Raw genomic sequence first — 24,331 nt, 5'->3', positions numbered from 1 at the left:
CCTGCGTGCTGACCCGGGATGGCGCTGCACACCCGCTTGCGCTGGGCCGAGGCCCTGTTTCCGCTGCCCTTTCTGCTGGTCGCAGCCGGCATGAACCTGGGGCTCTGGCAGCAGGATGCCGACTTCCTGCGTGGCGATGTGCAGGAGATCGAGGCCGTCATGGTCGACGCGGGTCCGCTCGAACGCAAGACCAGCCGGCCCAGATTCAGACCGACCTTCCAGCCCGTCGCGGGCGGCACACCTTTCAGGCTCGAAGAGCCCCTCGTCGCCAGCGAACTGCCGCGGCTGGGCGAGCCGGTCGTCCTGCTGTGCAGCCGGCACACCGCCAGCCGTTGCCGCGTGCCGGCTGGTGAGCTGCGCTGGCCACACTACGTCTTCGCAGGTCTGTGGACGCTGCTGTCCCTCACCACGGCAGCCGTCCTCTGGCTACCGACGCGGCGTGAGCGCCGGCGGCGAGCCGGCTGAAGGCGTCGTCAGCGCTGGACGCTGCTGCCTGCGGTCTTCAGGGCGCCCGTCGCCGCGCGCAACACCCGGCTGCTGGACCGCGCCTGCACGGCCGGCGACGCGGCGCCCAACGGCCAGGTGCCAGCGAAGGTGCGCCCCGGCAGCAGCACCTCGGCTTGCACGAGGTCTTTCAAGCCATCTCCCGTCAGGTCCACCCAGACGAGCGACCGGCGACCCGCGAAGTAGCCATAGCCCGACTCGAACAGCCGCTCCGCCTCCAGGCCGCCGCCGGCCGCCTGAAGGTAGATGCCGGTGCGGCTCAGGATGTCGTGCGACACGGCGATGTCGGCACGGCCGTCACCGTTGAAGTCCTCCACGAGCAGGGCCGAGGCCCCCGAGGCGGCCGGCAGGCGCTGCGGGTCGGCAAAGCCACCAGCGCCGTTGAATCTCATCAACCAGATCTCACCGTTGCTGGCAGGGCCGGACGCGCCGTTGTCGATGGCCAGGACGACCTCGGGGCGGCCATCGCCGTCAAAGTCGCCGGTCGCCAGGGCATTGGGTGAGCCCTGGGGCAGCGGGCGGCGCTGCAACGCCCCCCAGCCCGAGGCCGTGCGCAGCTGCCAGCCCAATTCGTAACCCAAGCCCGAGCTGCTGCCCTGCACCCAGACGAGGTCCTGCCGCCCGTCACCGTCCAGGTCGGCAGAACGCCAGTCACGAATGTCGGAGGTCAGGGCCGACGCCGGCACCGTGACCGTCCAGTTGCCATCGGTGGCCCGGCTCACATAAGTCAGCCCCACGGTCGTGACGCCCATGACGCCGCCGTCCATCACCGCCAGCGGGCCCATCAGATCCACAGGCAGGGGTTGGGCGGTGAAGCTGCCATCCGGGTTCTGGTGCAGCAGCCGGGTCATGCCCAGCGTGCTGCAGCCGCCGCGCACCACCGCGTCGGCCCGGCCATCGCCGTCGATGTCGCCCACGGCCAGACGCTCCACCGGGCCGCAGTAGCTGTCGGAAATGATGTGGCGCACGGTCGCGGCGGCGTAGGTGCCATCCGGCTGCTGGCGCCGCACGCCCAGGACCGGGCCCGCACCGAGCACCTGCGCCACGAAGACCACGTCGCTGCGGCCATCGCCGTCCAGGTCGGCCAGCGTCACCAGATTGGGCACCAGGCCCGGCGCCCATGTCTGCGGCCTCGCGAAGGCGCCCGGGTCGGTGCGGAAGTAGATCGTGACGCTGCCCAACGGGTTCCCGCTGGCATCGGTCAGACCCGCGCCCGCGGAGGCGACATAGGCGGTGTTGGCCTTCAGCGGTGCGGACAGCGGCGCGACGATGCGGCGGCCCTGCAAGCTGGCGGCCAGCGGCTGGAAGTCGCCGACGCTGTCCTCCCGCAGCCACACGCGCACCTCCACACCCGCAGGCGCCACCAGGGCCTCGTCGAAATCGAAACTCAGGCTGCCGGACAGTACCGCCTCGGTCGCGCCATCGGCAGGCTGGCTTGACTGCAGGCGCGGTCCGCGCGTGTCGACGCGGAAGCTGTTCAGCGGCGTCGGCGCCAAGTTGCCCGCCCAATCCGACACCTGCCCACCGTTGCGCACCTCGTAAGCGCCATCGGACAGCGGGGAGGTGGTCGGGAGAAGGATCAAGGTCTTGGCGTCAGCGCTGAGCAGCAGGTCTTTCAGCGCCACCAGCTGACCGTCGCGCAGCAACTGCACACCGCCGGCGCCCTTCAGGGAGAGTGGATCCACCGGCTCGCTGAAGCTCAGGCGCAATTCCACACTGCCACCGGTCTGGCCGGCGCTGGTGGCGTTGCTGGCCGGGGAGACCGCCACGACGGTCGGCGCCACGGCCTCGCTGCGCCGGTTGCCGACGGCATAGACCACCACCTCTTCGGTTTCCAAGACCGGTGCACCGCCATCCGTGCTGGTACTGGACGATGACCGCACCGGGCCGATGCCGGGCACATACCAGTCGTCCAGAGTCTGGCTGATCGTGCGCGTCGCCGACGCGCCGGCCAGCCGAATCGTCGTGCGCACCGACGTGCGCACCCGAGAGGCATCGGCAAAGGCGGCCAGCTGCGTGGTCACGGCCTCCACGCCGGTGAACTGGCTCTCGACGCGCAGGTCGAGGCTGTCAGCCCGGCCATCCCCGTCGACGTCGACAGTGAACGTGCGGTCCAGCAGCACGACCGACTGCCCCTGCGCCATGCCAAAGCGCAAGAGCTCGACCGGACCCACGGCACGGGTCAGCGCATCACTGTTCGGACCGGGCACCGTGGACACGCCCGTCGCACTGCGCTGCAAGTACTCTTCATCGGCGGGCAGCTCGACCCGGAAATCACCGCTGCGCACCACCAAGGCCGCGCCAACGGCCTCGCCGACACGTTCGTGCCGGATGGCACCATTGATCCCACCCTGCGTCGTCCGCCAGCTGCGTCGATCACCGGTGGCCAGGGGATAGACATCGGCGCTCAAGGTGGGGATGGGCGGCGCACTGCCGCCGTCTGCGCCGGAGCCTCCGCCGCCACCGCAAGCCACGAGCCATAGTGGCGCGCAGACCACAGCAACCCAACCGGCCAGCCGGGCCGGCTTCAGTTCACGCTTCATCAAGTCGAAACTCCCTGTCGGCCGCGTTCATGTCCGCAGCTCATGGGCGTCTTATACCGTCGTCGGCACGAGGGGCTGGCGGGGATGCAGCCGCGCCATCATCAAAACGTCGTCGAACACGCCGTTGCGCAGCGCATAGGCCTTGAGGCGGCCCTCCGGCACGAAGCCGTGCCGCTCATACAGGCGGATGGCGCGCTGGTTGTCGTGGTAGACCGTCAGCTCGATGCGCAAGACCTGCGCCCAGTTGTCGGCATAGTCCACCAGCGCAGCCATCAGCGCGTTGCCCACACCTTGGCCCTGGTGGGCGCGGGACACGGTGATGCCCAGGCTCATCGCATGCCGGCGTCGCACCGACGCGCCCACGGGGTGCAGCCCGGCCAGGCCGACGGGCTTGTCGTCGAGCACGGCAGCCAGCACGATCTCGCTGGAGCCTGCGGTCGGCGGGTTCTGGCCCACCAGGCGCTGCGCCCACAGCTCCTCGTTCGGGTAGGGCATCTGCAGCGTGCCGGCGTAGACGGCGGGGTCGGCGAACTGCTCGGTGATCGCGGCGGCGTCACTGACCCGGGCGCGGCGGATGATCAAGCTCATGAGGTCCTCCTGAGCCGCGCAAGGTAGCACGCCGCGCGTCGCGCGACAGCGGCTTGAGGGCCTCGACCGCCGCGTGGAAGCGCGCCCAGTCGCGGCCCTCGCGTTCGAACAGGCGCAGGAAGTCGGGCACGAGTTCGTCGTAGGCCGACAGGATGGCGAAGCTCGCGTTGTTGGCGCGCTGGAACCAGGCCTCGTAGCCCGGCGCCTCGCGCGGCGCGCGGGCCCGCAGGTCGGCCAGGATGTCGGCCTTGGCCTGCGCACGGGTCTCGGCCGGGCCGGCAAAGGCCGCCTGCAGGCGCGCCCGGCCCTCACGCGCCAGCGCGAGAAAGCGCTCGCGCCCCGCACGGCCCGCGTCGAAGGCCGCCAGCGCCGCCGGCCTGTCAGCCAGCCATGCGCGCGCGCCCAGCAGTTCCACCGCCACCGCGTACGACTCGTTGAATGGGGTGTCGTCGGCCACATAGACCCGCTGGTGGGCCAACTCGTGAAAGATCATCGCGGCCAGCTCGCCCTCGGGGTAGCGGATGAAGGTGTTGAGCAGCGGGTCGCCGCCCAGCCAGCGGCTCCAGCCGAGCGTGGAGTACGCGGGAATGGGCTGCACCTGCACCTCCCAGCCTTCGGCCTTGAGCGCATCGGCCCGCTGGCGGGCGACGTCGAGGTCAAACCAGCCCTGGTAGCCGGCACAGCCCATCAGCGGGTAGCACCAGGTCTTGAGCTGCAGGCTGAAGGCGGGCGCTGCCACCACGTTCCACACCACGGCCGGCCGGTGCAGGTCGGCATAGCGGCGGTAGCTGTTGTTCTCGGGCAGGGCGAGCTGCTGGCTGGCGAAGTCGCGCATCTGCTGCGTCAGCCGCAGGCGCTCGGCCAGGTCAGGCGGCGTGGCCGGATCGGCAAGCACCTCGGGCACCGGGCGCGCGGCGCGCAGCACACCGAGGTGGCCACCGGCCGCCTGCGTCCAGTGAGCGAGCGTGCTGCAGCCGCTCAACAGCAGCGTCAGCACCACCAGCAGCAGCCGAGGGCTCAAGCGTGCTCGACCTGCACGAGGCAGTCGTAGAAGGCGGGCGCCTCGCCCATGTCGGTCAGGCGCTGGTGGGTCACCTCGTTGACATTGGTGCCCTGCGGCCCCAGCTTGCGCCACCACACGCCCAGGCCGTTGACCACGCCGGGGCGCGCGCGGGGGCTCACCTTGAGCCGGGCGACATAGCGGCCGCGGTCGTTGAAGGCGGCCACCAGGCTGCCGTCGGCCAGACCTCGCGCGGCGGCGTCGTCGGCATGCATCTCGATGAGGGGCTCGCCCTCCATGTCGCGCAGGCTCTTCACGTTGACGAAGCTGCTGTTCAGAAAATTGCGGGCCGGCGGGGAGATCATGGCCAGCGGGTAGCGCGCGGCCAGCTCAGGCGCGGTCCGTGCACTCTCGTAGTTCGGCACGTAGTCGGCGCCCGCAGCATTGGCGCGGCCATTGGGGGTGCGGAAACCGCCTTCGGCGAACGGCGCCTCAGGGATGGGCAGCGGCTGCCAGCCCTGGGTGCGCAGCAGGCCCAGGTCGATGTCAGCCGTGAACGCCTGGGCGGCGAGTTCCTCGTCGGTCTCGCGGAAGCACGGGTCCGTCAGGCCCAGCGCCGCAGCCAGCTCGCGGAAGATCTGGGTGTTGGGCTTGGCCTCGCCCAGCGGCGCGATCGCGGGCTGGTTCATCAGCACATCGGTGTGGCCGTAGCTGGTGTGCACGTCCAGGTGTTCGAGCTGGGTGGTGGCGGGCAGCACATAGTCGGCCAGGTCGGCCGTGTCGGTCATGAAGTGCTCCAGCACCACCGTGAAGAGGTCTTCACGCTGGAAGCCCTTCACCACCTTGGGCGACTCGGGCGCCACGGCGACGGGGTTGCTGTTGTAGACCACCAGCGCCTCGATGGGCGGGTCGGCCTGCAGCAGCGCATCGCCGATGGTGCTCATGTTGACCATGCGCGGCGTGCGTCCGGCCAGCAGGTCGGGCCGCTCCAGGTCCGGGTTCTTGAAGGGCGCGAACCAGCCCGAGGCCGACAGCAGCACGCCGCCGCTCGGGTGCCGCCAGGCGCCGGTGAGGCAAGGCAGCATCGCAATCAGGCGCACTGCATTGCCACCGCCGCGCACCCGCTGCAGGCCGTAGTTCATGCGGATGGCGGCCGGGGTGGTCGTGCCGTAATCGCGCGCCAGGCCGCGCACCTCGTCGGCGGTGATGCCGCAGACCTCGGCCACGCGCTCCGGCGGCCAGGCCAGGGCCTTGGCGCGCAGCTCGTCCCAGCCGTCGACATGGCGGGCGATGTAGTCATGGTCCAGCCAGTCATGCTGGATCAGCTCGTGCATCAGGCCCAAGGCCAGCGCACCGTCGGTGCCCGGCAGCACGGCGATGTGCTGGTGGCATTTGTCAGCCGTCTCGGTCTTGCGCGGGTCGATGCAGATGAGCTTGGCGCCCTCGCGCTTGGCCTGGTTGGCATAGGTCCAGAAGTGCAGGTTGGACGTGATGCTGTTGCTGCCCCAGATGACGATGAGCTTGGCGCCGGCGAAGTGGCGCGTGTGCATGCCGAGCTTGTGGCCATAGGTCATGGCCAGGCCCGCGCCGCCGGCGGAGGCGCAGATGGTGCGGTCCAGCCGGGCGGCACCGAGGGCGTTCCACACCCGGCCCGCCATCGCCTCGCCCTGCAGCAATCCCATGGTGCCGGCATAGCTGTAGGGCTGGATGCGCTGACCGTCGCGGGCCGCGATGGCCTTGAGGCGGCTGGCGATGTCGGCCAGGGCCTCGGCCCAGCTGACGCGCACGAAGGCCGGCGCCTCGCTCTTCTTGCTCACGCGCTTGAGCGGATGCAGCACCCGCTCCGGGTGATAGGTGCGCTCGGCGTAGCGGGACACCTTGGTGCACAGCGCACCATGGGTGCTGGGATGCTCGGCCCGCCCCTGCACCTTGATGACACGTTCGTTCTCGACGGTGACCTGCAGGGCGCAGGTGTCGGGGCAGTCGTGGGGGCAGGCGCCGAAGACGGTGCGGGTGGACATGGCAATCACGGTTCAGGAAAGAACCGCGATTGTCGCCAGTCAGTGCGCCACCCGGTGATACAGGGGCAAGGTCAGCCGAGCGATACAGCCCCGGGGCGCGGCTGGGAGCAGTGCGGCGCCGCCGCCGTGCCGCTCGGCGATCTCCCGCACGATGGCCAGGCCCAGGCCGCAGCCATCGGCATGGCTCGTGCTGCCATGCTCGGCGCGGACGAAACGCTCGAACATCCGCTCGCGCTCGGCGGGCGGCAGACCGGGGCCGTTGTCCTCGACCTCCAGCCAGAGGTCGTCTGCCACGCGGCGCAAGCGCACCGTCAGCGTGGCGCCGCGGCCGGCGTAGCGCACCGCGTTGTCGATGAGGTTGATGAGCGCCTCCCGCAGCAACAGCGCCACGCCGTGCACCTGCAGGCCTTCGGCGGGTGCGTCGACCGCGATCTCCACCCCGAGGTCGATGCCCGCCACCAGCGCCCGTGGCACCCATTCGGCCGCGACCTCCTGCACGAGGGCGGCGCAGTCCACGGGCGCCCAGCCTTGCGCCGCCACGGCCTCGGGCTCGGCGCGCGCCAGCACCAGCAGTTGTGACACCAGGCGCGCGCAGCGCACTGCGCTGTCATGCACCCGCTGCAGGCGCTGGCGCAGTGCCGGGTCGGGGGCAGCCGCCAGGGCGAGTTCGGTCTGGCTCTTCAGGCCGGCCAGCGGCGTGCGCAGCTGGTGGGCCGCGTCGCTGATGAAGCGCCGCTGCTGGCCCAGGCTCTGCTGCACCTGGCCGAGCAGCTCGTTGACCGCACCCGCCAACGCGCTGACCTCGGGCGGTGCCGCGCGCAGTTGGACCGGGTCCAGCGCATCGGCCCGGCGGCCTTCCATCTGGCGCTGCAGCTCCGCCAGCGGGCGCAGGCCGCGCCGGATGCCGGCCCACACGCCCACGCTCATCAGCGCGATCAGCAGCGACAGCGGCAGCGCCGTGTCCAGCAGCATGCGCCGGGCCAGCAGCTCGCGCGGCGCGCTGGCCCGCGCGATCTGCACGCGCAGGGTCGAGTCGGCGGCCCCGGGCGCGCCGAGGTGCAGGTCCAGCGACACCACGCGCATCGGCTCCGGGACGGTGGCGTCGTAGAACACCGGCGCACCCAGGGCCGGCGTGCCGGGCGGCGACGGCATGCGCGCATCGCCCAGCAGCAGTTGCCCGGGCGGCGAGCTGACGGTGTACATGACCCGGTCGTCGGGGTCGGCGCTGAGGATGTCCTGCGCCGAGCGGGGCAGGTCCACGAAGAAGCCGCTGGCCGTGGGCTTGATCTGCCGCGCCAGCGCCCGCGCGGCCTGCAGGAGGCTCGCGTCGACCAGCTCGTCGGCATGGCGGCTGGCCACCCGGTAGGCGCCGAACGCGGCCACCAGCCACAGCACGACCTGAGGCAGCAGCAGCCACAACAGCAGCTGGCGATGCAGCGACCGGCCGGCGGCAGTGCTCACGAGGGCGTCGCCGTGGCTTCCAGCAGATAGCCCAGGCCGCGCACGGTGCGCACGGCCAGGCCCGAGCCTTCGAGCTTCTTGCGCAGGCGGTGGATGTAGACCTCGATGGAGCCGCCCGCGCTGTCCTCGCTGCCCCAGGCTGCGACGATCTGCGGCTTGGTCACGACGCGGTCGCGCTCGTTCACGAGCAGGTCCAGCAGAGTCCATTCGCGCGGGCTCAGCTCCAGCGGCTCGCCACCCACGCTGGCCCGGCGGGCGGCGCGGTCGAGGGTGAGCCGGCGCAGCTGTTGGCTCTGCGACGCCGGCCGGCCGCGGCGCATCAGCGCATGCAGCCGGGCTTCGAGCTCGGGGAAGTCGAAGGGCTTGGTGAGGTAGTCGTCTGCGCCCGCTTGCAGGCCGGCCACGCGGTGCTCCAGGGCATCGAGCGCCGTCAGCACCAGGATGGGCACCGTGCGCCCGGCCTCGCGCACCCGCTTGAGCACGGTCAGCCCATCCACCAGCGGCAGGCCGAGGTCGAGGATGGCGACATCGAAATCCTGCTTGCGCAGCAGGTACTCGGCCACGGCGCCGTTCTCCGCCCACTCGACCTTGAACGACGCGTTCAGCAACTGCTGCTGCAGCGCATCGGCCAGCAGGGCGTCGTCTTCGGCGAGCAGGAGGTTCATGGGCCGCACTGTAGCGGCGGCGGGCGTTATGGTTAATACGCTATTAAGTTTCTTAATTCGAAGTAATGATCTGCCGATGCTCCGCGCCTGCGCCCTCGCCTCCCTGCTGCTGGCCGCCACGGCCCAGGCTGGGCCGCCCAGCGACGTGCTGCACTGGTGGACCTCGCCCGGCGAGGTCGCGGCCAAGCAGGCCCTGGCCGACGCCTACCGCGCCGCAGGGGGCCGCTGGCGGGACATGGCCCTGGTGTCCTCCGAGCAGGCGCGCGGTGCGCTGCAGGCGCGACTGCGTGCGGGCAACCCGCCGATGGCCGCGCAGTTCAACCCGTCACGGGATTTCGTGCAGCTGGCCCGCGAGGGGCGTCTGGCGCAGCTCGACGCCCTCGCCGACGCCGGGCGCTGGGCCGCCGCCCTGCCCGCCGTGCTGCTGGACGCCGTGCGGGTGGACGGCCACCTCTACGCCGTGCCGCTGAGCGTGCACATGCCGGTGTGGCTATGGAGCTCCAAGGCGGCCCTGGCGCGCGCCGGGGTGAAGGCCGAGCCCCGCACGATGGACGAGCTCTTCGCGGCGCTCGACAAGCTGCAGGCCGCTGGCCTCATTGCGCTGGCGCACGGCGGCCAGCCCTGGCAGGACCTCAACCTCTTCACCGCCGTGCTCGCCAACCAGGGCGGGCGCGACCTCTACCTCGCCGTGCTGCGCGACCATGATCCCGCCGCCCTGCAGGGCGAGGCGTTGCGCCAGGTGCTGGTGTCGTACAAGCGTCTGCGCCGCTATGTGGACAGCGCCTCGCCGGGGCGCAGCTGGAACGACACCACGGGCCTGCTCATCAGCGGTCGCGCCGGCTTTCAGTTCATGGGCGACTGGGTCAAGGGCGAGTTCACGGCGGCCGGCCAGCAGCCCGGGCGCGACTACGGCTGCGCGCCCGGCCTGAACCCGCGCTCGCCCTATGTGGTGGGTGGCGACGTGCTGGTGTTCCCGCGCGGTGACGGCAGCACCCAAGCCGCCCAGCAGTTGCTCGCGCAGGTCGCCATCCAGCCCGCCACCCAGCTGGCCTTCAGCGCCCGCAAGGGCTCGGTGCCCGTGCGCACCGACCTCGATACCCGCTCGCTCGACAGCTGCGCGCAACAGGGCGCCGCCGCCCTGCGCGACGGCAGCCGCCTGGTCGGCAACACCGAGATGCTGCTGCCTCAGCCGCAGCTGACGGCGCTCGAACAGGCCGTGAGCGACTTCTGGCAGCGCGACCTGCCCGTGACCGCGGCGCAGCAGCGCATCGCCCAGGTTCTGCACAACACCGACAACAGGAGACTCCCTTGACCCGCGTCCACATCCAGGATCTCGGCATCCGCTTCGGCAACCACGACGTCATCAAGGGGCTGGACCTTGATGTGCGCAGTGGCGAATTCCTCGTGCTGCTCGGCCCCTCGGGCTGCGGCAAGTCCACGCTGCTGCACACCATCGCCGGCCTCAACCCGGTCAGCCACGGCAGCATCCACATCGGCGAGCAGGACATGACCCGGGCCGAACCCAGCCAGCGCGGCGTGGGCATGGTGTTCCAGAGCTACGCGCTGTACCCGACGATGACGGTGAAGGAAAACCTCGCCTTCCCGCTCAAGATGGCCAAGACGCCCAAGGCGGAGCTCGAAAAGCGCGTGGCCGCCGCGGCAGAGATGCTGCAGCTGCAACCCCTGCTGGACCGCAAGCCGGGCCAGCTCTCCGGCGGCCAGCGCCAGCGGGTGGCCATCGGTCGGGCGGTGGTGCGGGAGGCCAAAGTGCTGTTGCTGGACGAGCCGCTGTCCAACCTCGATGCCAAGCTGCGCACCGACCTGCGCCGCGAGCTGAAGACCCTGCATGCGCGCCTGGGCAACACGATGATCTATGTGACCCACGACCAGGTCGAGGCCATGACCCTGGCCACGCGCATCGTGGTCATGCACCAGGGCGTCATCCAGCAGATCGGCACGCCGGCGGAGGTCTACGACCGACCAAAGAACCTGCGCGTGGCGGGCTTCGTCGGCTCGCCCGCCATCAACCGCATCGAAGGCCAGGTCGCCGCAGGCGGCCTGTTCGCGTCGCCCGCCTTCAGCCTGCCCTTGCCGCCGGCCATCGCCACGCGCGCCCAAGGCGAGGCGCTGACGCTCGCCATCCGCCCCGAAAACGTGCGCGTGGGCCCGGGCGAGGCCTGGCCGGCCACGGTGCAGCTGGTCGAGCCGCTGGGCAACCAGCATGTGGTGTGGATGAATTGCGGCGGCGTGACCGTTTCGGCCGTACTGCCAGGCCAGCCCGAGGTGCAGGAGGGTGCTCAGGTGCAAGTCGGCCTGGACGCCGCCAAGACCCTGTGGTTTGACGCCGCAGGCGACCGGCTGGAGACGTAACGCCGCTACCCCGTGGCGTGTCGTTTGTCACGCTTGCTGGCACGAAGCATGCTGGTGTCACGAAGGTCTGCTTGAATGACAGGTCCGTCATGTGTCCAGCGCCTTGCAGTACCGCCATGCCTGACTCACTCCGCGTTCTTCGCCTTCCTTGCCTTCTCGCCCTGCTGGGCCTGTTGCTGCCGCTGTTCGCGGCGGCCCAGGCCACGGCCCCCATGACCGACGCCGAGCGGGCGCGGCGGGATGCGGAAAAGGTGTTCAGCTTCATCAAGTTTCAGACCGTGCCCAAGCCAGGGGCGGAAGCCGCACCCAAGCCGCCCAGGCCGGCAACGGCCAGCGCCGAACGCCCCAAAGTGGCAGCCCGCCCGCCGGAGCCCCACGCCGCCCCGGCCGCGCCTCATCTCACGGCTGCCAAGCCGGCCGAGGAGCCGGGCGTGAAGACTGTGGCCGAGCTCGCTCCGGTCGAACCGCCTCCCGCGCTGGCCCCGGTGACGCTTGCCGCCCCCACACCGCAAGCCCCGCCCCTGGCCGCGGTGGCGTTGACGCCGGCGCTCAACCCGATGCCCGCGGCGCCCAAGGCGGAAGAGCCAGACGACGACGAGGGCGACGACGGCGCGCTGCAACTGCGCGCCTTTGTTCCGCCGGTGCTGACGCCGGCCGTGCAGCAGACGCTGGGTGCCGGCTCACGCAACGTCAAGGTGCGCTTCACGGTGGAGGCCGACGGCCGCGTCAGCCAGGCCGAGGCCGCGCCCCAGGTGCCACGCCGCCTGGCCAAGCCCGCGGTGGACGCCATCCTGCAATGGCAGTTCGCGCCCCTGGCGCAGGCGCGCACGGTGGACGTGGAGATCGCCTTCCGGCGCGATTGACGCCGTCGCCGCGCCGCTGCCTCAGCGCGTGGGCACCGAGAAGCGGTAGTCCAGCCCCAGCGAGACGTGGTTGGCCTCGAAGCGGCCGCCGCCACGGCTGCGCGCGGCCAGCCGGCCCAGGCTGGCGTTCAAGGCCAGACGCTCGTCCAGCAGCCAGCGCAGGCCGGCCGAGCCCTTCACCGTGCGGCCATGCACGTTGGCACCGACCAGGGCCTGGGCGAAGGCCTGCCAACGTTCGCCGGTCTCCAGCCGGGTCTGCAGGCCCAGCCCGCCAAGGATCTCGGCGTAGCCGGGATAGCCCAGGTAGGCGGTATAGGCGCCCGAGGCCTGCAGCGGCACATAGGCGCGCGGGCCGAGAGGCAGGTCGAGCTGGAGCCCGATCATCTGAAGCGCCGGGCGGTCCACCTCGCGGTAGCGCAGCCTGAACTCGGTTTCGTGCAGCACCGACAGCCGCAGCCCCTGCAGCGTGGCGGGCCCTGCCGCCTCATGGCCACCTCCGGCGCGCAGATGGCGCGTGAGGTTCAGGCCCAGCGTGAGATTGCGTGAGCTGCCCGTGGGCGCCGTCATGGCACCAGCCGTGAACCCGAGGCCCAGGTCCCGCGTGACCATGACCTCGGCCGCGAGCTTCGGATACACCAGCAGGCCCGAATGGGTGTCGATCACATCGGGCGCATAACCGCCCGAACCCACGCCCAGCTGCGCATAGACGGCCACGCCCGGGCTCAGGCGTACCCGCCAGCCCAGGCCGCCCAGCAACTGGTTGTACAGCGGCAAGCCGGCATAGCCCATGCCGAGCGATGCGAACCAGTAGTGGTCGGCGCTGAAGAAGCGCGCGAACTGCAGGTCGGCCAGCCGCACCGTGCTGCGGTTGCTGCCGCGCGGCGACTGCTGGTGGTAGTTGTCCAAGCCCAGCGTGAGCAGGGACTCGCCGCCCTCCTGCGCCACCCGCGCATCGTCTTCGACCGACAGCCGCTGGCCCTGGGCCGCATAAGGCCCGGTGAGATACGTGAAGGGCACTTCCAGCATCAGGTTGAGCTGGCTGCTGTCGATCAGTGCATGGCGGAACTTCAGCCGCGCCACCGTCGCGCCTGCGCTGAAGTCGCCGAAGTCGTACACCAGGCCCGCATAGCCCTTGGCGAAGCCACCGCTGCCGGACAGCCGCTTGCTGTGCTCCACGTCCCGGCCGCCGCCGCCGCCGCCAGCCGACAGCCCGGCCACGCCGAACCATCGCCCCCACAGCGGTCGGCGCGCATGCAGGCCGAGGTCCGCCGCCACGAAGCCGCCGTACTCGCCTTGCACCAAGGGCGCATAAAAGCCTGCCCCGACATAGAGGCCCTCGCCCAGCCGGTGATAGAGGTGAGCACCGATGAGATCGATGGGGCGGTCGCCCGGCACCTTGACCGACTGGTACTCGGCGGTGAAGAGCCCGCCGTCGCGGCGCAGCGCCGTGGCGGGCTCGGCCGCCTGTTCAGCCGCCGCGGTGGCGCCCGCCAGCGCCAGCAGCCCCAGGGCGACGAAGCGCCAGGAGCCGCCCCTGAACGGGCGCGAGCTTGCCTGGTGCATGCTCAGGCCGCCGCCCAGGCCACGGTCGCGGCCGCGCCCTGCGAGGGGCGTGCGAACAGGTAGCCCTGCATCAGCGTGATGCCCAGATCGAGCAGCGCGTTGCGCTCGGCCGGCGTCTCCACACCCTCGGCGATGACGGCGATGCGCAGGTCGGCGCACAGGCGCACCAGGTGCTGGACGATGAGCCGGCGTGCCGCATCAGCGTCGATGTGGCGCACGAGGTCCATGTCGAGCTTGATGAGGTCCGGCTGGAAGTCGGCCAGCAGCTTCAGGCCGGCATAGCCGGCGCCGAAGTCGTCGATCGCCGTCAGGAAGCCCACCCGCTTGTACTCGCGCAGGATGGATGCAAACCAGGGGCCGTCCTCCACGCGCTCGCCCTCGGTCACCTCGAAGATGATGCGCTCCAGCGGGAACCCATGCGCGCGGGCAGCCTCCAGCGTCGTGCGGATGCAGATCTCCGGCCGGTAGATGGCGTTGGGCAGGAAGTTGATGGACAGCCGCTCCGCGAGACCCAGCTCAGCCGCGCCCTTGATGGCCTTGACGCGGCAGCTCTGGTCAAAGCGGTAGCGGTTGGCCTCGTTGACCTGGGCCAGCACCACACCCGCCGGCTCACCCGCCGGGCCTCGTACCAGGGCCTCATGCGCAAAGACGCTGCGGCGGGCCAGGTCGACGATGGGCTGGTAGGCAAAGTCGAACAGGAAGCCGAGCCGCTCGCCGCGGGCGCAGGACTCGCAGTCTTCAGGCGTGCCGTCCAGCGGTGTGAACAGCGAAGGAAAGGAGCGGGTGGACATGGCGGGGCGGTCGAGCGGCATGCGGCCCAATGCAGAGGTGACCCTGCATTGTTACCACAGCGCCCACGGCCGTCGCCGCTCAGTTCTCCTGGTAGATGCGCACCCAGTCGACCTGCATCTGCGCGGGGAAGGCGGTGGCGGCATCCGGCGCCCCGGGCCAGTCGCCTCCGACCGCCAGGTTGAGGATGACGAAGAACGGCTTCTCGAACACCCAGGTGCCGCCCGCCGGCAGCATGGCCGGCGTCAGGCGGTGGTATTCCTTGCCGTCGACCTGCCAGATGATCTCGTTGGGCCGCTTGATGATGGTGTACGTGTGAAAGTCGGCCGAGACGGGTGCACCCATGTCGAACGGCTTGTTGATGCCCTGGGCGCCGGAGTAGCCCGGGCCGTGCAGGGTGCCGTAGACGGTGTTGGGCGTCTTGCCGACGAATTCCATGATGTCGATCTCGCCGGACTTGGGCCAGCCGGCGGTGGCGAGGTCAGTGCCCAGGGCCCAGAAGGCGGGCCAGATGCCGGCGCCAGCCGGCAGCTTCATGCGCGCCTCGACCTTGCCGTAGGTGAAGCTGGCCTTGCCGTTGCTGTGGATGCGTGCCGAGGTGTAGTCGCAGGGCTTGCCGTTCCAGCAGGGGCCCGGGTTGCTGGCCTTCTCGGCGGTGATGACGAGCATGCCGTTGCCGTCGTGCTGGGCATTGCGGGCATTGCTGGTGTAGTACTGCAGCTCGTGGTTGCCCCAGCCGCTGTTCTCGGCGTTGCCGAGGTCGTAGTTCCAGTTGGCGGCCTTGGGCACCGTGCCGGCCGCGCCGTCAAACTCGTCGCTCCAGACGAGCTTCCAGGTCGTGGCAGCCGCGGGCGTAGAGGCCGGGGCGGCGGTGGCGGTGCCGCCACCGCCGCCGCAGGCCGTCAGCACGGCCGCGATCACGGGCAAGGCATGGCGCCAGCGGCGCAGGGTGTTGGGGGTCATGGAGTCTCCGTGTTGTTGTGAAGTTCGGGATTCAACCGCGCCAGTCCCGCAGGAACTGGCGGTACCACTCGGCGCTGGCCTTGGGCGTGCGGGCCTGGGTGGCGTAGTCGACATGCACGATACCGAAGCGCTTGAGGTAACCGCTGGCCCACTCGAAGTTGTCCATCAGGCTCCAGACCATGTAGCCGGCCATGGGCACGCCCTGCTGCATGGCGCGAGCCACGGCGGCGATGTGCTCGCGCAGGTAGGCGATGCGGTCGTCATCCTGCACGCGGCCCTGAGCCAGCGCGTCGTCCTTGAAGGCGCCGCCGTTTTCGGTGATGTAGACCGGCGGCAGCGCCGGGTAGTCGCGGTGCATCTGCACCAGCAGGTCGGTCAGGCCGCGGGGGTAGATCTCCCAGTCCATGTCGGAGACCGGCAGGCCGCGGCCCTTGGCATTCCAGTCCTCACCGCTGGCGGCGATGACGCTGCGGGTGTAGTAGTTGATGCCCAGGTAGTCCATCGGCTGCGCGATGGCTGCCATGTCGCCGGCCTGCACGATGGGCGCATCGGCGCCCAGTTCAGCCAGCACGTCGGCGGGGTAGTGCCCCTTGAAGAGCGGGTCCGCGTACCAGCGGCGGCTGCGCGAGTCAGCCAGGTCGGCGGCGGCGATGTCGGCCGGCATGGCGGTGGCGGGCACGGTGGACGACAGGTTCAGCACGATGCCGAGCTGGCTCTTGGCGCCATCGGCACGCAGCGACTGCATGGCCAGCCCGTGGCTGAGCAGCAGGTGGTGCGACACCTGGGCGGCGATCTTGCGGCTCTTGATGCCGGGCGCGAAGTTGCCCTGGTCGTGGCCCAGCGTGGCGATCACCCAGGGCTCGTTGTGGGTGGTGATGCCGTGCAGGCGGTCGCCCAGGCGGGCCTGCACATGGCGGGCGTAGTCGACGAAGCGGTGCACCGTGTCGCGGTCGTTCCAGCCGCCGCGGTCTTGCAGCCCCTGAGGCAGGTCCCAGTGGTTGAGCGTGGCCCAGGCCTGGATGCCACGCTGGCGCAGGCCATCGACCAGGCGCTCGTAGAAATCCAGCCCGCGCGGGTTGAACTCACCGTGGCCGAGGGCCTGCACCCGCGGCCAGGCGATGGAGAAGCGGTAAGCGTTCACGCCCAGCGAGGCAATCAGGTCGAGGTCGCTGTCCAGGCGATGAAAGTGGTCGCAGGCGACGTCGCCATTGCTCGCGTCGGCGATGGCGCCGGGCTGCTTGCAGAAGCGGTCCCAGATGGACTCGCCTTTGCCGTCTTCATGGGCGGCGCCTTCGATCTGGAAACTGCTGGTGGCCACGCCCCAGACGAAATCGGCGGGGAACTGGCGGTGCAAAGGATTCATGGAGGCTTCTTACTTGACGGCGCCGGCGGTGAGGCCTGCGATCAGCTGGCGCGAGGAGATGACGAAGAGAACGATGAGGGGCAGCGTGGCAATGGCAGACCCCGCCATCAGCGCGCCCCATTCGGTGCTGGTCGTGCTGAAGAGGCTGCGCAAGGCCAGGGGCAGCGTGTAGTTGTCCGCCGTGCGCATGACGATCAGCGGGTTCATGAAGTTGTTCCATGAACTGATAAAGGTGATCAGGCCCAGCGTGCCGAGAGCGGGCTTCATCAGCGGCAGCGCGATGCGCCAGTAGATGCCCAGCTCGCTGGCGCCGTCGATGCGCGCGGCATTGAGCAGCTCCTTGGGCACCGTGCTGGCGGCGAACTGGCGCATCAGGAAGATGCCGAAGGCGCTGGCCGCGCCGGGCAGGTACAGCGCGCGGTGGGTGTCGATCCAGCCGAGGGTGTCCATCACCATGAACATCGGGATCATGTTCATGAAGGCCGGCACCATCATGGTGGCCATGACGAGGGCGAACAGCGCTTTCTTGAAGCGGAACTCCAGCATCGCGAAGGCATAGCCGGCCATGGAGCAGAAGAGCAGCGTGAGCGCCGTGGACATGAGGCCGACATACAGGCTCCAGCCGACGTTCTTCCAGAACGGCAGCCGCGTGGTCAGCACTTTCAGGTTATTGAGCAGCTCACCACTGAACCACAGCGGCGGCGGCACGTTGAAGATGTCGGTGCGCGACTGGGTGGCGAACACGAACATGAAATAGAACGGCGCCAGCATGATGAGGGCACCGATGCCCACAAGGGCGTAGGCGAGCAGCTTGGGCGCGGGCTTCATGACTGGGCCTGCCTTTCTGCAAACGCCTTGTTCGTGAGCCAGGTCAGCAGCGCGATGACGCCGAACATGATCCAGGCCAGCGCACTGGCCGCACCGAAGTCGCTGAAGTCGAACGCCAGGCGGTAGAGGTAGATGCCCACCGTCATGGCCTGCTGGTCGGCACCGCCCTTGCCGTTGGTCAGGATGAAGGGTTCCTCGAAGAGCTGGAGGCCGCCGATGACCGACAGCGTCACGCCGAACAGGATCATGGGTTTCAAGCCCGGCAGCGTGATGCGCAGGAACTGCTGCCAGGGGCCGGCACCATCGAGCTTGGCCGCCTGGTAGAGGTCTTGCGGGATGGTCTGCAGCGCGGCCAGGTACAGCACGAGGTTGAAGCCCACGTAGCGCCAGAACACCACCAGCGCCACCGCCGGCTTGATGGCCTCGGGCGAGCGCAGCCAGTGGATGTGCTCCATGCCGAAGAGCGCATGCAAGGCCTGGTTGACCAGGCCGTAGTCGGTGGAGAAGAGCGAGCCGAACAGCATCGCGATCGCCACGGTGGAGGTGATGTAGGGCAGGAAGTAGGCGCCCGACACCAGGCCACGCCAGCGCCCGAAAGACCGGTGCAGGAACACCGCCAGCGGCAGCGCCACCAGGTGCTGCGGCACACCGGAGGCGATGGCCAGCCACAGCGTGTTGCGCAGCGACTTCCAGAACCAGCCGTCGGTCAGGGCGAACACGAAGTTGTCCAGCCCCACGAAGCGCATGGCCTCGATGCCGCTGGTGGGCTCCCACGATTGGAAGGCCAGCCAGAGGGAGAACAGCAGGGGGAAGAGGCCGAAGACGGCGAAGAGGATCAGGAAGGGGCTGATCAGGAGGTAGGGGGCCCAGTGGTTGGGGATGCGCAGGGTCATGCGTGGGCCTCGTTGTTGCCCGCCAGGCGTGCTTGTTGTGGCGTGGGCTTGGTGGCACGGTCGGTGCCGGGAGTTCGCCCCGGCGGGCGACCTACTTTCTGGCCCGCCAGAAAGTAGGCAAAGAGCGGCCCCTGCAAAACCGCCCACCCTGCGGGTGGGTTCCCTGCGATGCTCGCAACCCTGGGCCGCGCCCAACTCGCTTCGTTCGCTGCGCTCACTACGCTCAGACAAAGGGGCGCGAAGTCAGAGGTTGATGCGCGCTTCGCGCGCGCCCTGGGTTGCTGCGCTTCTCGGCGGTTTAGAAGGGGAAGCCCAGAACAGCCGAAACAGCCAACAGCCATACGCATCAGCCGGCTGGCGCCGGCTGTTTCTGCTGTCCCCCCTTGAGCCCGCCGAGCAGCGCAAAGACTTGAGGGCGCGCGCGCAGCGCGCTTCAGGCTCTGACTCCGCGCAACTGTTTGAGCGCAGCGTAGCGAAGCGAGTTTTGCGCAGGCCCTCAAGGCCTGAGCAGCGCAGGGAAGCCAGAGCGAAGCGAAAGGCCGGGCGGGTCGGGGGGCGACTTTTTGCCTACTTTTTGGTCGCTCAAAAAGTAGGTCGCCCGCCGGGGCTGAGCCCGGACACAAGACAGTCCACTGCGGACTGTCTTGTGCCTGGCGAAGGCCTTTGCGCTTGCAAGCGCAAAGGCAGAACTCCCGGCACGGTGCGTCGAGTCGAAAGGCTCGCAGCAAAGGCACCCTAGTGGGTTCACCGAAAAAGTCCGCCATCACCGGTTCGCCCTGTGAACCAACAACGCCTGCGCATCCGCCAACGCCCGCTCGATCGGCTTGCCGTACTCCAGCACGTTGTCGAGCTCGGCATTGACGACTTCGTCGGCGAACTTCTGCTGCTTGTGCACCGGCATCACCGGAATGCGGCGTGCCGCGTCGCGCCACAGAAGCCGGGCTGGCTGACCTCCGAGGAAGGGCACGGGCTGGTCGAAGAAGGCGTCATCCTGCGCGGCGAGCAACGCCGGGAAGGCATCCTGCGAGCGGAAGGCGTCGAGCTGGCGTTGGCGGTCCAGCGTGAGCTCCTGGATGAGCTGCCAGGCCAGGGCCTTCTTCGCCGGGTCCGAGCGCCGCGGGATGGCGTAGTAGGTGCCGCCGTAGGCACAGAAGGTGTTCTCGGGCAGCTGCGCCACGCGCCATTTGCCCGCGGTGCCGGGGGCGACCCAGTTGGCCATCTGGCCAGCCATCCAGCCGCCCGAGATCTCAGTGGCCAGGCGGCCGCGCTTGAGCATCTCGGCCCAGTCGTTGAACCACACCTCCACGCGCGCATCCAGGCCCAGGCGGCGCACCTTCTGCGCGAGCTCGAACGCCCGCACGAAGCGCGGCGTGGTGACCTGGGCGCGCTGCTGGCGGTCGAAGAAGATGTTCTCGCCAGCCGGCGTGCCGGCGCGCAGCACGATGTCCTTCAACAGCCGCACGTCACCGATCAGGTAAGCCCCCGTGCGGGCCTTGAGTTGCTGGCCGGCCTGTACATAGCTGTCCCAGGAGGCGGTCAAATCCGCCTCCTTGAGCCCGGCCTGGGCGAGCAGGTCGGCACGGTAGAAGAGCGAGCCCGGCCCGATGTCGGTGGGCATGGCCACCACGCGCCCGTCGCGGTTGCGACCTGTCTCGAACGCGAAGGGAACGAAGCGGTCCTTGAAACGATCCGCGCCATAGGCCGGCGCCGACAGGTCTTCCAGGCCCGTGCCCAGCGAGAAGCGACCCAGATAGCTCGTTTCCAGCGCAATCACGTCGGGCAGGTGGCCGGACGTGGACAGCGCCGTGGTCATGGCGGTGTGGTGGTCGTCGTACTGGCGGCTGATGACCTGGGCGCGCACCTCGGGGTGGCGCGTGGCCCAGCCCTTGATCACGTCCTGGGCGATGACATCGACCAGCGGGAAGGCCGCCACGGTCAAGGGCTCGGTCGACCGGGCCTGCGCCGGGCCGGCAGCGCTGGCCGCCGCGCCGCCAAGGGCAACGGCCAGGAGGTGTCGACGAGAGAAGGCGGACGAGTCGGGCATGGGTCTTGAAAGCGCTTTCAAGATTGTGCTTCATGGCGGCAGGCACCCCAGCAGCACAAACCCTAGGCCCCTCGCACCGCGAAGGCGCCAACCCCCTTTCGCCCCGAGGCGCCGCAACGTTTTGTCACCCGATCCCTGGGTTTTCCCCGGTGACGGCACGGCGACTGGTTTGCAAAGTGGTATCTAAGAGGTGGTAGCAGTCGCAAACTGGATGCATACCAGTTGAAGCCAGCTCGAAGAGCCCGCACGGAGCGGCGGGCCCGCCGCGGCAGAGGTGCCCCGATCGAAGACCGGGCGCCTCGGCCTTTTCACGAGCCCTCGCCCTGTACAGGACCGACCCATGAAGCAACTCTCCCGCATCCCGACGCATCAGTTGCGCCGCCTGGCGGCCATCTCCGCCGCCGCTTTCGCCCTCACGGCCGCCGCCCAGACCACGCCCGCCTGGGCGCCCGACGTCTACTACACGGCCGGCACGGTCGTGACCTACAACGGCCGCCTCTACCGCGCCACCGTCAACCAGACCGACTACGCCAGCACGGGCTGGAACCCCACCAACGCTTCGCTGTGGACCGACCTCGGCCCGGTGTCGGGCACCGCCCCGACGCCCTCACCCAGCCCCTCACCCACCCCGTCGCCGACGCCCTCTCCGAGCCCATCGCCCACGCCCTCCCCGACCCCGAGCGGCACCTGCGCTGCCGCCTGGTCGAGCAGCACGGCCTACAACGGCGGCCAGATCGCGAGCAAGGCCAGCATCAACTACAAGGCCAACTGGTGGACGCAGGGCAATGACCCCGCCACCAGCAGCGGCCCGACCGGCAGCGGCCAGCCCTGGACATCGCAGGGGGCCTGCACGACCAGCCCGTCGCCATCGCCCTCTCCCTCGCCGAGCCCCTCACCGAGTCCCTCACCGAGTCCTTCTCCCAGCCCTTCTCCCAGCCCGGCCCCCTCGCCCGCGCCGGCCCCGGGCCTGAGCGACCCGGCCGCCAAGTCGGCCAACCAGAACGGCCGGGCCTACACGGTCTACTACCCGAGCTGGAGCGACAACTGGTTCGATGCCAGTGGCAAGACGCTCAACCAGGTGTTCCAGGCCAGCAACTTCGCGCGCATCCCGGCCAACTACACGCACGTGGTGGCGGCTTTCGCGCAGCCCAACTTCAGCTGGGGCGGCATGGCGGCCAACAACTGGTCGGGCACGGGCATCAACTTCAACGGCCGGCCGTCGGACATCAAGGCCGCGATCGACGTGCTGCACGCCCGCAACATCAAGGTCATCCTGGCGGTGGGCGGCGCCACCTACAACAGCTGGAGCACGCTCTCGGCCGAAGGCCATGCCGGCAGCGGCCCCACCATCACCGCGCTGGCCAACATCATGAAAGATGTCGGCTTCGACGGGCTGGACGTCGACTACGAGATCGAAGGCCTGGACGGCTATGCCGGCGCCGTGAAGGCGATGCGCAAGGCGGTCGATCTGGCGGGCGGCGGGCGCATCCTGACGGTGGCTGCCTGGTCCACCGGCGCCGACTGCACCGGCGCCACGGCCAACGACCCACAGTGCGCCGGTGTGGGCGTGAGCTACTGGGGCGGCAAGGCGGGGCTCGAGCGCCAGCTGGTCAACAGCGACCCGGCGATGAAGACGGCCTTCAACCTCGTGAACATCATGAGCTACGACGCCCGCTTCGAGCACTACGACGGCGTCACGGCCTGGAAGCAGTACCGGCAACTCTTCCCGAGCAGCACTATCGTGTCCATCGGCTTCGAGACCGCACCCGAAGGCTGGGCCGGCGGGCAGCTGGTGGTGAACAACGCCGACGCGCAATGCACCGGCTCGGTCATCCTGCAGAACAGCTATGGCGCCAACATCAACCAGCCCTACTCGGTGGAGCGCTACCTGAACGCGGTGACAACCAGCACGCTGGCCAACCGCAACCCGCGCGACGGCGCCATGCTGTGGCAGGCCCTGAAGACCGCCAGCGGCAGCTGCGGCAGCGCACCGCTGGCCTCGCCCGGCAGCATCGGGAAGAAGGCGGCCGGCCTGCTGAATCTGGTGGACGACCCGGCGCTGCAGAACGCGCCCTGGAAGTGATGTCTCCTCGGGCCTGACCGCGTCGGGCCCCTTTTGCCGCCGCGCCCCGATGGGGTGCGGCGGCCTTTTCGATCAACCCGGAGAAGCCCATGATTTCGCGCCCACGCCCGCCGCGCGCGGCCAGCCCCTGGCTGCTCGCCGGCGCCCTGCTGCTGGCCGAGCCCGCCCTCGCCCAGACCTATGCGGCCTGGCAGCCCGACACCTACTACACGGCCGGCATGGTCGTGACGTTCAACGGCCGGCTCTACCGCGCCACCGTCAACCAGACCGACTACGCCAGCACCGGCTGGAACCCGGCGAATGCGTCGCTGTGGACGGATCTCGGCCCGGCGACCGGCACGGCACCCTCGCCATCGCCATCGCCATCGCCAATACCGTCGCCGTCGCCGTCACCCAGCCCCACGCCCACGCCTTCGCCACCGGCAAGCGGGACCTGCGCCGCACCCTGGTCCAGCAGCACGGCCTACAACGGCGGGCAGATCGCCAGCAAGGCCAGCACCAACTACAAAGCCAACTGGTGGACGCAGGGCAATGACCCGGCCACCAGCAGCGGCCCGGCCGGCAGCGGCCAGCCCTGGAGCTCGCAGGGCGCCTGCAGCGGGGCACCTTCGCCCGGCCCGGCCCCGAGTCCGTCGCCAAGCCCGGCGCCATCGCCCGCACCGACACCGGCGCCCACCCCATCGCCTTCGCCGTCTCCTTCGCCTTCTCCATCGCCGTCGCCCTCTCCGTCGCCTGGCAAGCACCAGCTCATCGGCTATTGGCACAACTTCACCAACCCGTCGGGCCCGACCTTCCCGCTCAGCGAGGTCTCGGCGGACTACGACGTCATCGTGGTCGCGTTTGCCGATGACGGCGGCAACGGCAACATCGTGTTCAACCTCGACGGCGGCTCGGGCGGCGAAGCGCGCTTCATCGCCGACATCGCTGCGGCGCGCGCCAAGGGCCGCAAGGTGGTGCTGTCCTTCGGTGGGCAGAACGGCACGGTCACGCTGACCAACGCGACCCAGGTGGCCAACTTCGTCAACAGCGTCGAGGCCATCCTGCGCAAGTACGGGTTCGACGGCATCGACATCGACCTGGAAAGCGGCGCCGGCGTCACCTCAGGCGCACCTGTGGTGGCCAACCTCGTCACGGCCGTGAAGCAGCTCAAGGCGCGGCTGGGCAGCGGCTTCTACCTGTCGATGGCCCCGGAGCACCCCTACGTGCAGGGCGGCTACGTCGCCTACGGCGGCATCTGGGGTGCTTACCTGCCTCTCATCGACGGCCTGCGCGACGAGCTCAACGTGCTGCACGTGCAGTACTACAACAACGGTGCGCTCTACGCGCCCTACGCCACCTCCGGCCTGGCCGAGGGCAGCGTCGACCTGCTGGTGGCCGCCAGCCGCATGCTGATCGAGGGCTTCACCACCAACAACGGCAGCGGCCCCTACGTGTTCCGGGGCCTGCGACCCGACCAGGTGGCCTTCGGCCTGCCGTCCGGCCCGTCGTCAGCCAACAGCGGGCAGGCGAGCCTGGCGAACATCACCGCGGCGCTGAACTGCCTGACGCGCTTGACGCAGTGCGGCGCGATCAAGCCGCTGGCAGCCTACCCGACGCTGCGCGGCGTGATGACCTGGTCGATCAACTGGGACCGCAAGGACGGCCTGGCCTTTTCACGTGGCGTGCGCAACGCCCTGAACGCCCTGCCTTGATCGAACACGCCGGTGGCCGCTTCGGCGGCGGCTGCCGGCCCCAGGGTTCACCCGTCCCCGCCTTCGGCCACAGCGCCCCATTGCACGCGCGAGGCCGTG

At 69.8% G+C, this 24,331-nt stretch carries 19 protein-coding genes; 6 read left to right on the top strand and 13 right to left on the bottom strand.

Features of this window, described 5'->3' with window-relative positions; genetic code table 11:
* The first annotated feature begins 18 nt into the window (after positions 1-18).
* Entirely contained in the window at positions 19-465 is a 447-nt protein-coding gene (locus CDO81_RS18415) for a hypothetical protein (protein ID WP_088484685.1), read from the top strand.
* 8 nt (positions 466-473) lie between these two features.
* Here CDO81_RS18415 and CDO81_RS18410 read toward each other — a convergent pair whose 3' ends face one another.
* The 6 genes from CDO81_RS18410 to CDO81_RS18385 are packed head-to-tail and all read right to left on the bottom strand — an operon-like array spanning position 474 to position 8,782.
* Positions 474-3,047, bottom strand: a complete 2,574-nt coding sequence (locus CDO81_RS18410; protein ID WP_088484684.1) for an FG-GAP-like repeat-containing protein — start codon at positions 3,045-3,047, stop codon at positions 474-476.
* Between the two features lie 51 nt (positions 3,048-3,098).
* A complete protein-coding gene (locus CDO81_RS18405) occupies positions 3,099-3,635 on the bottom strand; it encodes a GNAT family N-acetyltransferase (RefSeq protein WP_088484683.1) in 537 nt (178 codons plus the stop codon).
* The gene (locus tag CDO81_RS18400) at positions 3,601-4,656 is read right to left on the bottom strand and encodes an aminopeptidase (RefSeq protein WP_088484682.1); all 1,056 of its coding nucleotides are present in this window, start codon (positions 4,654-4,656) and stop codon (positions 3,601-3,603) included. The genes CDO81_RS18405 and CDO81_RS18400 overlap by 35 nt, the downstream gene beginning before the upstream one ends.
* The gene (locus tag CDO81_RS18395; protein WP_088484681.1) at positions 4,653-6,656 is read right to left on the bottom strand and encodes a molybdopterin-containing oxidoreductase family protein; all 2,004 of its coding nucleotides are present in this window, start codon (positions 6,654-6,656) and stop codon (positions 4,653-4,655) included. Before CDO81_RS18395 ends, CDO81_RS18400 begins: the two co-directional genes overlap by 4 nt.
* Before the next feature lie 39 nt (positions 6,657-6,695).
* Positions 6,696-8,117 (bottom strand): sensor histidine kinase, encoded by a 1,422-nt coding sequence (locus CDO81_RS18390; protein WP_088484680.1) that lies wholly within the window; start codon positions 8,115-8,117, stop codon positions 6,696-6,698.
* The gene (locus tag CDO81_RS18385; protein ID WP_088484679.1) at positions 8,114-8,782 is read right to left on the bottom strand and encodes a response regulator transcription factor; all 669 of its coding nucleotides are present in this window, start codon (positions 8,780-8,782) and stop codon (positions 8,114-8,116) included. Before CDO81_RS18385 ends, CDO81_RS18390 begins: the two co-directional genes overlap by 4 nt.
* Before the next feature lie 76 nt (positions 8,783-8,858).
* On the opposite strand from CDO81_RS18385, the gene CDO81_RS18380 reads away from it, so the two are divergent.
* The 3 genes from CDO81_RS18380 to CDO81_RS18370 all read left to right on the top strand — a co-directional run bounded on the left by CDO81_RS18380 (position 8,859) and on the right by CDO81_RS18370 (position 12,015).
* Positions 8,859-10,094 carry an ABC transporter substrate-binding protein gene (locus tag CDO81_RS18380; protein ID WP_088484678.1) on the top strand — a complete coding sequence of 412 codons (1,236 nt, stop codon included), beginning with the start codon at positions 8,859-8,861 and terminating at the stop codon, positions 10,092-10,094.
* Positions 10,091-11,152 (top strand): ABC transporter ATP-binding protein, encoded by a 1,062-nt coding sequence (locus tag CDO81_RS18375; protein ID WP_088484677.1) that lies wholly within the window; start codon positions 10,091-10,093, stop codon positions 11,150-11,152. The genes CDO81_RS18380 and CDO81_RS18375 overlap by 4 nt, the downstream gene beginning before the upstream one ends.
* Before the next feature lie 116 nt (positions 11,153-11,268).
* Positions 11,269-12,015 carry an energy transducer TonB gene (locus CDO81_RS18370; protein ID WP_144397301.1) on the top strand — a complete coding sequence of 249 codons (747 nt, stop codon included), beginning with the start codon at positions 11,269-11,271 and terminating at the stop codon, positions 12,013-12,015.
* A 21-nt stretch (positions 12,016-12,036) separates the two neighbouring features.
* Here CDO81_RS18370 and CDO81_RS18365 read toward each other — a convergent pair whose 3' ends face one another.
* The 7 genes from CDO81_RS18365 to CDO81_RS18335 all read right to left on the bottom strand — a co-directional run bounded on the left by CDO81_RS18365 (position 12,037) and on the right by CDO81_RS18335 (position 20,458).
* Positions 12,037-13,578: a hypothetical protein gene (locus tag CDO81_RS18365; protein WP_088484675.1), complete on the bottom strand. Its 1,542-nt coding sequence runs from the start codon at positions 13,576-13,578 to the stop codon at positions 12,037-12,039.
* Positions 13,579-13,580: 2 nt separating this feature from the next.
* Positions 13,581-14,369 (bottom strand): EAL domain-containing protein, encoded by a 789-nt coding sequence (locus tag CDO81_RS18360; protein ID WP_088484788.1) that lies wholly within the window; start codon positions 14,367-14,369, stop codon positions 13,581-13,583.
* A 79-nt stretch (positions 14,370-14,448) separates the two neighbouring features.
* Positions 14,449-15,330, bottom strand: a complete 882-nt coding sequence (locus tag CDO81_RS18355; RefSeq protein ID WP_088484674.1) for a glycoside hydrolase family 16 protein — start codon at positions 15,328-15,330, stop codon at positions 14,449-14,451.
* Between the two features lie 31 nt (positions 15,331-15,361).
* Positions 15,362-16,693 (bottom strand): GH1 family beta-glucosidase, encoded by a 1,332-nt coding sequence (locus CDO81_RS18350; RefSeq protein WP_088484673.1) that lies wholly within the window; start codon positions 16,691-16,693, stop codon positions 15,362-15,364.
* A 9-nt stretch (positions 16,694-16,702) separates the two neighbouring features.
* Complete coding sequence (locus CDO81_RS18345) at positions 16,703-17,521, bottom strand: carbohydrate ABC transporter permease (protein WP_088484672.1); 819 nt, start codon at positions 17,519-17,521, stop codon at positions 16,703-16,705.
* Positions 17,518-18,414, bottom strand: coding sequence for a carbohydrate ABC transporter permease (locus CDO81_RS18340; protein WP_088484671.1), 897 nt, complete (start codon positions 18,412-18,414; stop codon positions 17,518-17,520). Before CDO81_RS18340 ends, CDO81_RS18345 begins: the two co-directional genes overlap by 4 nt.
* Positions 18,415-19,177: 763 nt before the next feature.
* Positions 19,178-20,458 carry an ABC transporter substrate-binding protein gene (locus CDO81_RS18335; protein ID WP_088484670.1) on the bottom strand — a complete coding sequence of 427 codons (1,281 nt, stop codon included), beginning with the start codon at positions 20,456-20,458 and terminating at the stop codon, positions 19,178-19,180.
* Between the two features lie 340 nt (positions 20,459-20,798).
* Here CDO81_RS18335 and CDO81_RS18330 point away from each other — a divergent pair, with 340 nt between their 5' ends.
* Positions 20,799-22,541, top strand: coding sequence for a glycosyl hydrolase family 18 protein (locus CDO81_RS18330; protein ID WP_088484669.1), 1,743 nt, complete (start codon positions 20,799-20,801; stop codon positions 22,539-22,541).
* A gap of 89 nt (positions 22,542-22,630) precedes the next feature.
* Positions 22,631-24,232, top strand: a complete 1,602-nt coding sequence (locus CDO81_RS28880) for a chitinase (RefSeq protein ID WP_144397300.1) — start codon at positions 22,631-22,633, stop codon at positions 24,230-24,232.
* Positions 24,233-24,331 lie beyond the last annotated feature (99 nt).

Source organism: Roseateles puraquae, from assembly GCF_002205845.1.
Taxonomy (GTDB): Bacteria; Pseudomonadota; Gammaproteobacteria; order Burkholderiales; family Burkholderiaceae_C; genus Pelomonas; species Pelomonas puraquae.
Note: the sequence above shows the minus strand (reverse complement) of the source record. Positions and strands in the feature narration are given on the sequence as shown.

Coding starts and splice junctions, on each gene's coding strand:
- CDO81_RS18405 (WP_088484683.1), bottom strand. CDS start 3,635: ATGAGCTTGATCATCCGCCGCGCCCGGGTCAGTGACGCCGCCGCGATC.
- CDO81_RS18380 (WP_088484678.1), top strand. CDS start 8,859: ATGCTCCGCGCCTGCGCCCTCGCCTCCCTGCTGCTGGCCGCCACGGCC.
- CDO81_RS18360 (WP_088484788.1), bottom strand. CDS start 14,369: ATGTCCACCCGCTCCTTTCCTTCGCTGTTCACACCGCTGGACGGCACG.
- CDO81_RS18350 (WP_088484673.1), bottom strand. CDS start 16,693: ATGAATCCTTTGCACCGCCAGTTCCCCGCCGATTTCGTCTGGGGCGTG.
- CDO81_RS18415 (WP_088484685.1), top strand. CDS start 19: ATGGCGCTGCACACCCGCTTGCGCTGGGCCGAGGCCCTGTTTCCGCTG.
- CDO81_RS18330 (WP_088484669.1), top strand. CDS start 20,799: ATGAAGCAACTCTCCCGCATCCCGACGCATCAGTTGCGCCGCCTGGCG.
- CDO81_RS18395 (WP_088484681.1), bottom strand. CDS start 6,656: ATGTCCACCCGCACCGTCTTCGGCGCCTGCCCCCACGACTGCCCCGAC.
- CDO81_RS18340 (WP_088484671.1), bottom strand. CDS start 18,414: ATGACCCTGCGCATCCCCAACCACTGGGCCCCCTACCTCCTGATCAGC.
- CDO81_RS18365 (WP_088484675.1), bottom strand. CDS start 13,578: ATGCACCAGGCAAGCTCGCGCCCGTTCAGGGGCGGCTCCTGGCGCTTC.
- CDO81_RS18355 (WP_088484674.1), bottom strand. CDS start 15,330: ATGACCCCCAACACCCTGCGCCGCTGGCGCCATGCCTTGCCCGTGATC.
- CDO81_RS18385 (WP_088484679.1), bottom strand. CDS start 8,782: ATGAACCTCCTGCTCGCCGAAGACGACGCCCTGCTGGCCGATGCGCTG.
- CDO81_RS28880 (WP_144397300.1), top strand. CDS start 22,631: ATGATTTCGCGCCCACGCCCGCCGCGCGCGGCCAGCCCCTGGCTGCTC.
- CDO81_RS18370 (WP_144397301.1), top strand. CDS start 11,269: ATGCCTGACTCACTCCGCGTTCTTCGCCTTCCTTGCCTTCTCGCCCTG.
- CDO81_RS18410 (WP_088484684.1), bottom strand. CDS start 3,047: ATGAAGCGTGAACTGAAGCCGGCCCGGCTGGCCGGTTGGGTTGCTGTG.
- CDO81_RS18345 (WP_088484672.1), bottom strand. CDS start 17,521: ATGAAGCCCGCGCCCAAGCTGCTCGCCTACGCCCTTGTGGGCATCGGT.
- CDO81_RS18335 (WP_088484670.1), bottom strand. CDS start 20,458: ATGCCCGACTCGTCCGCCTTCTCTCGTCGACACCTCCTGGCCGTTGCC.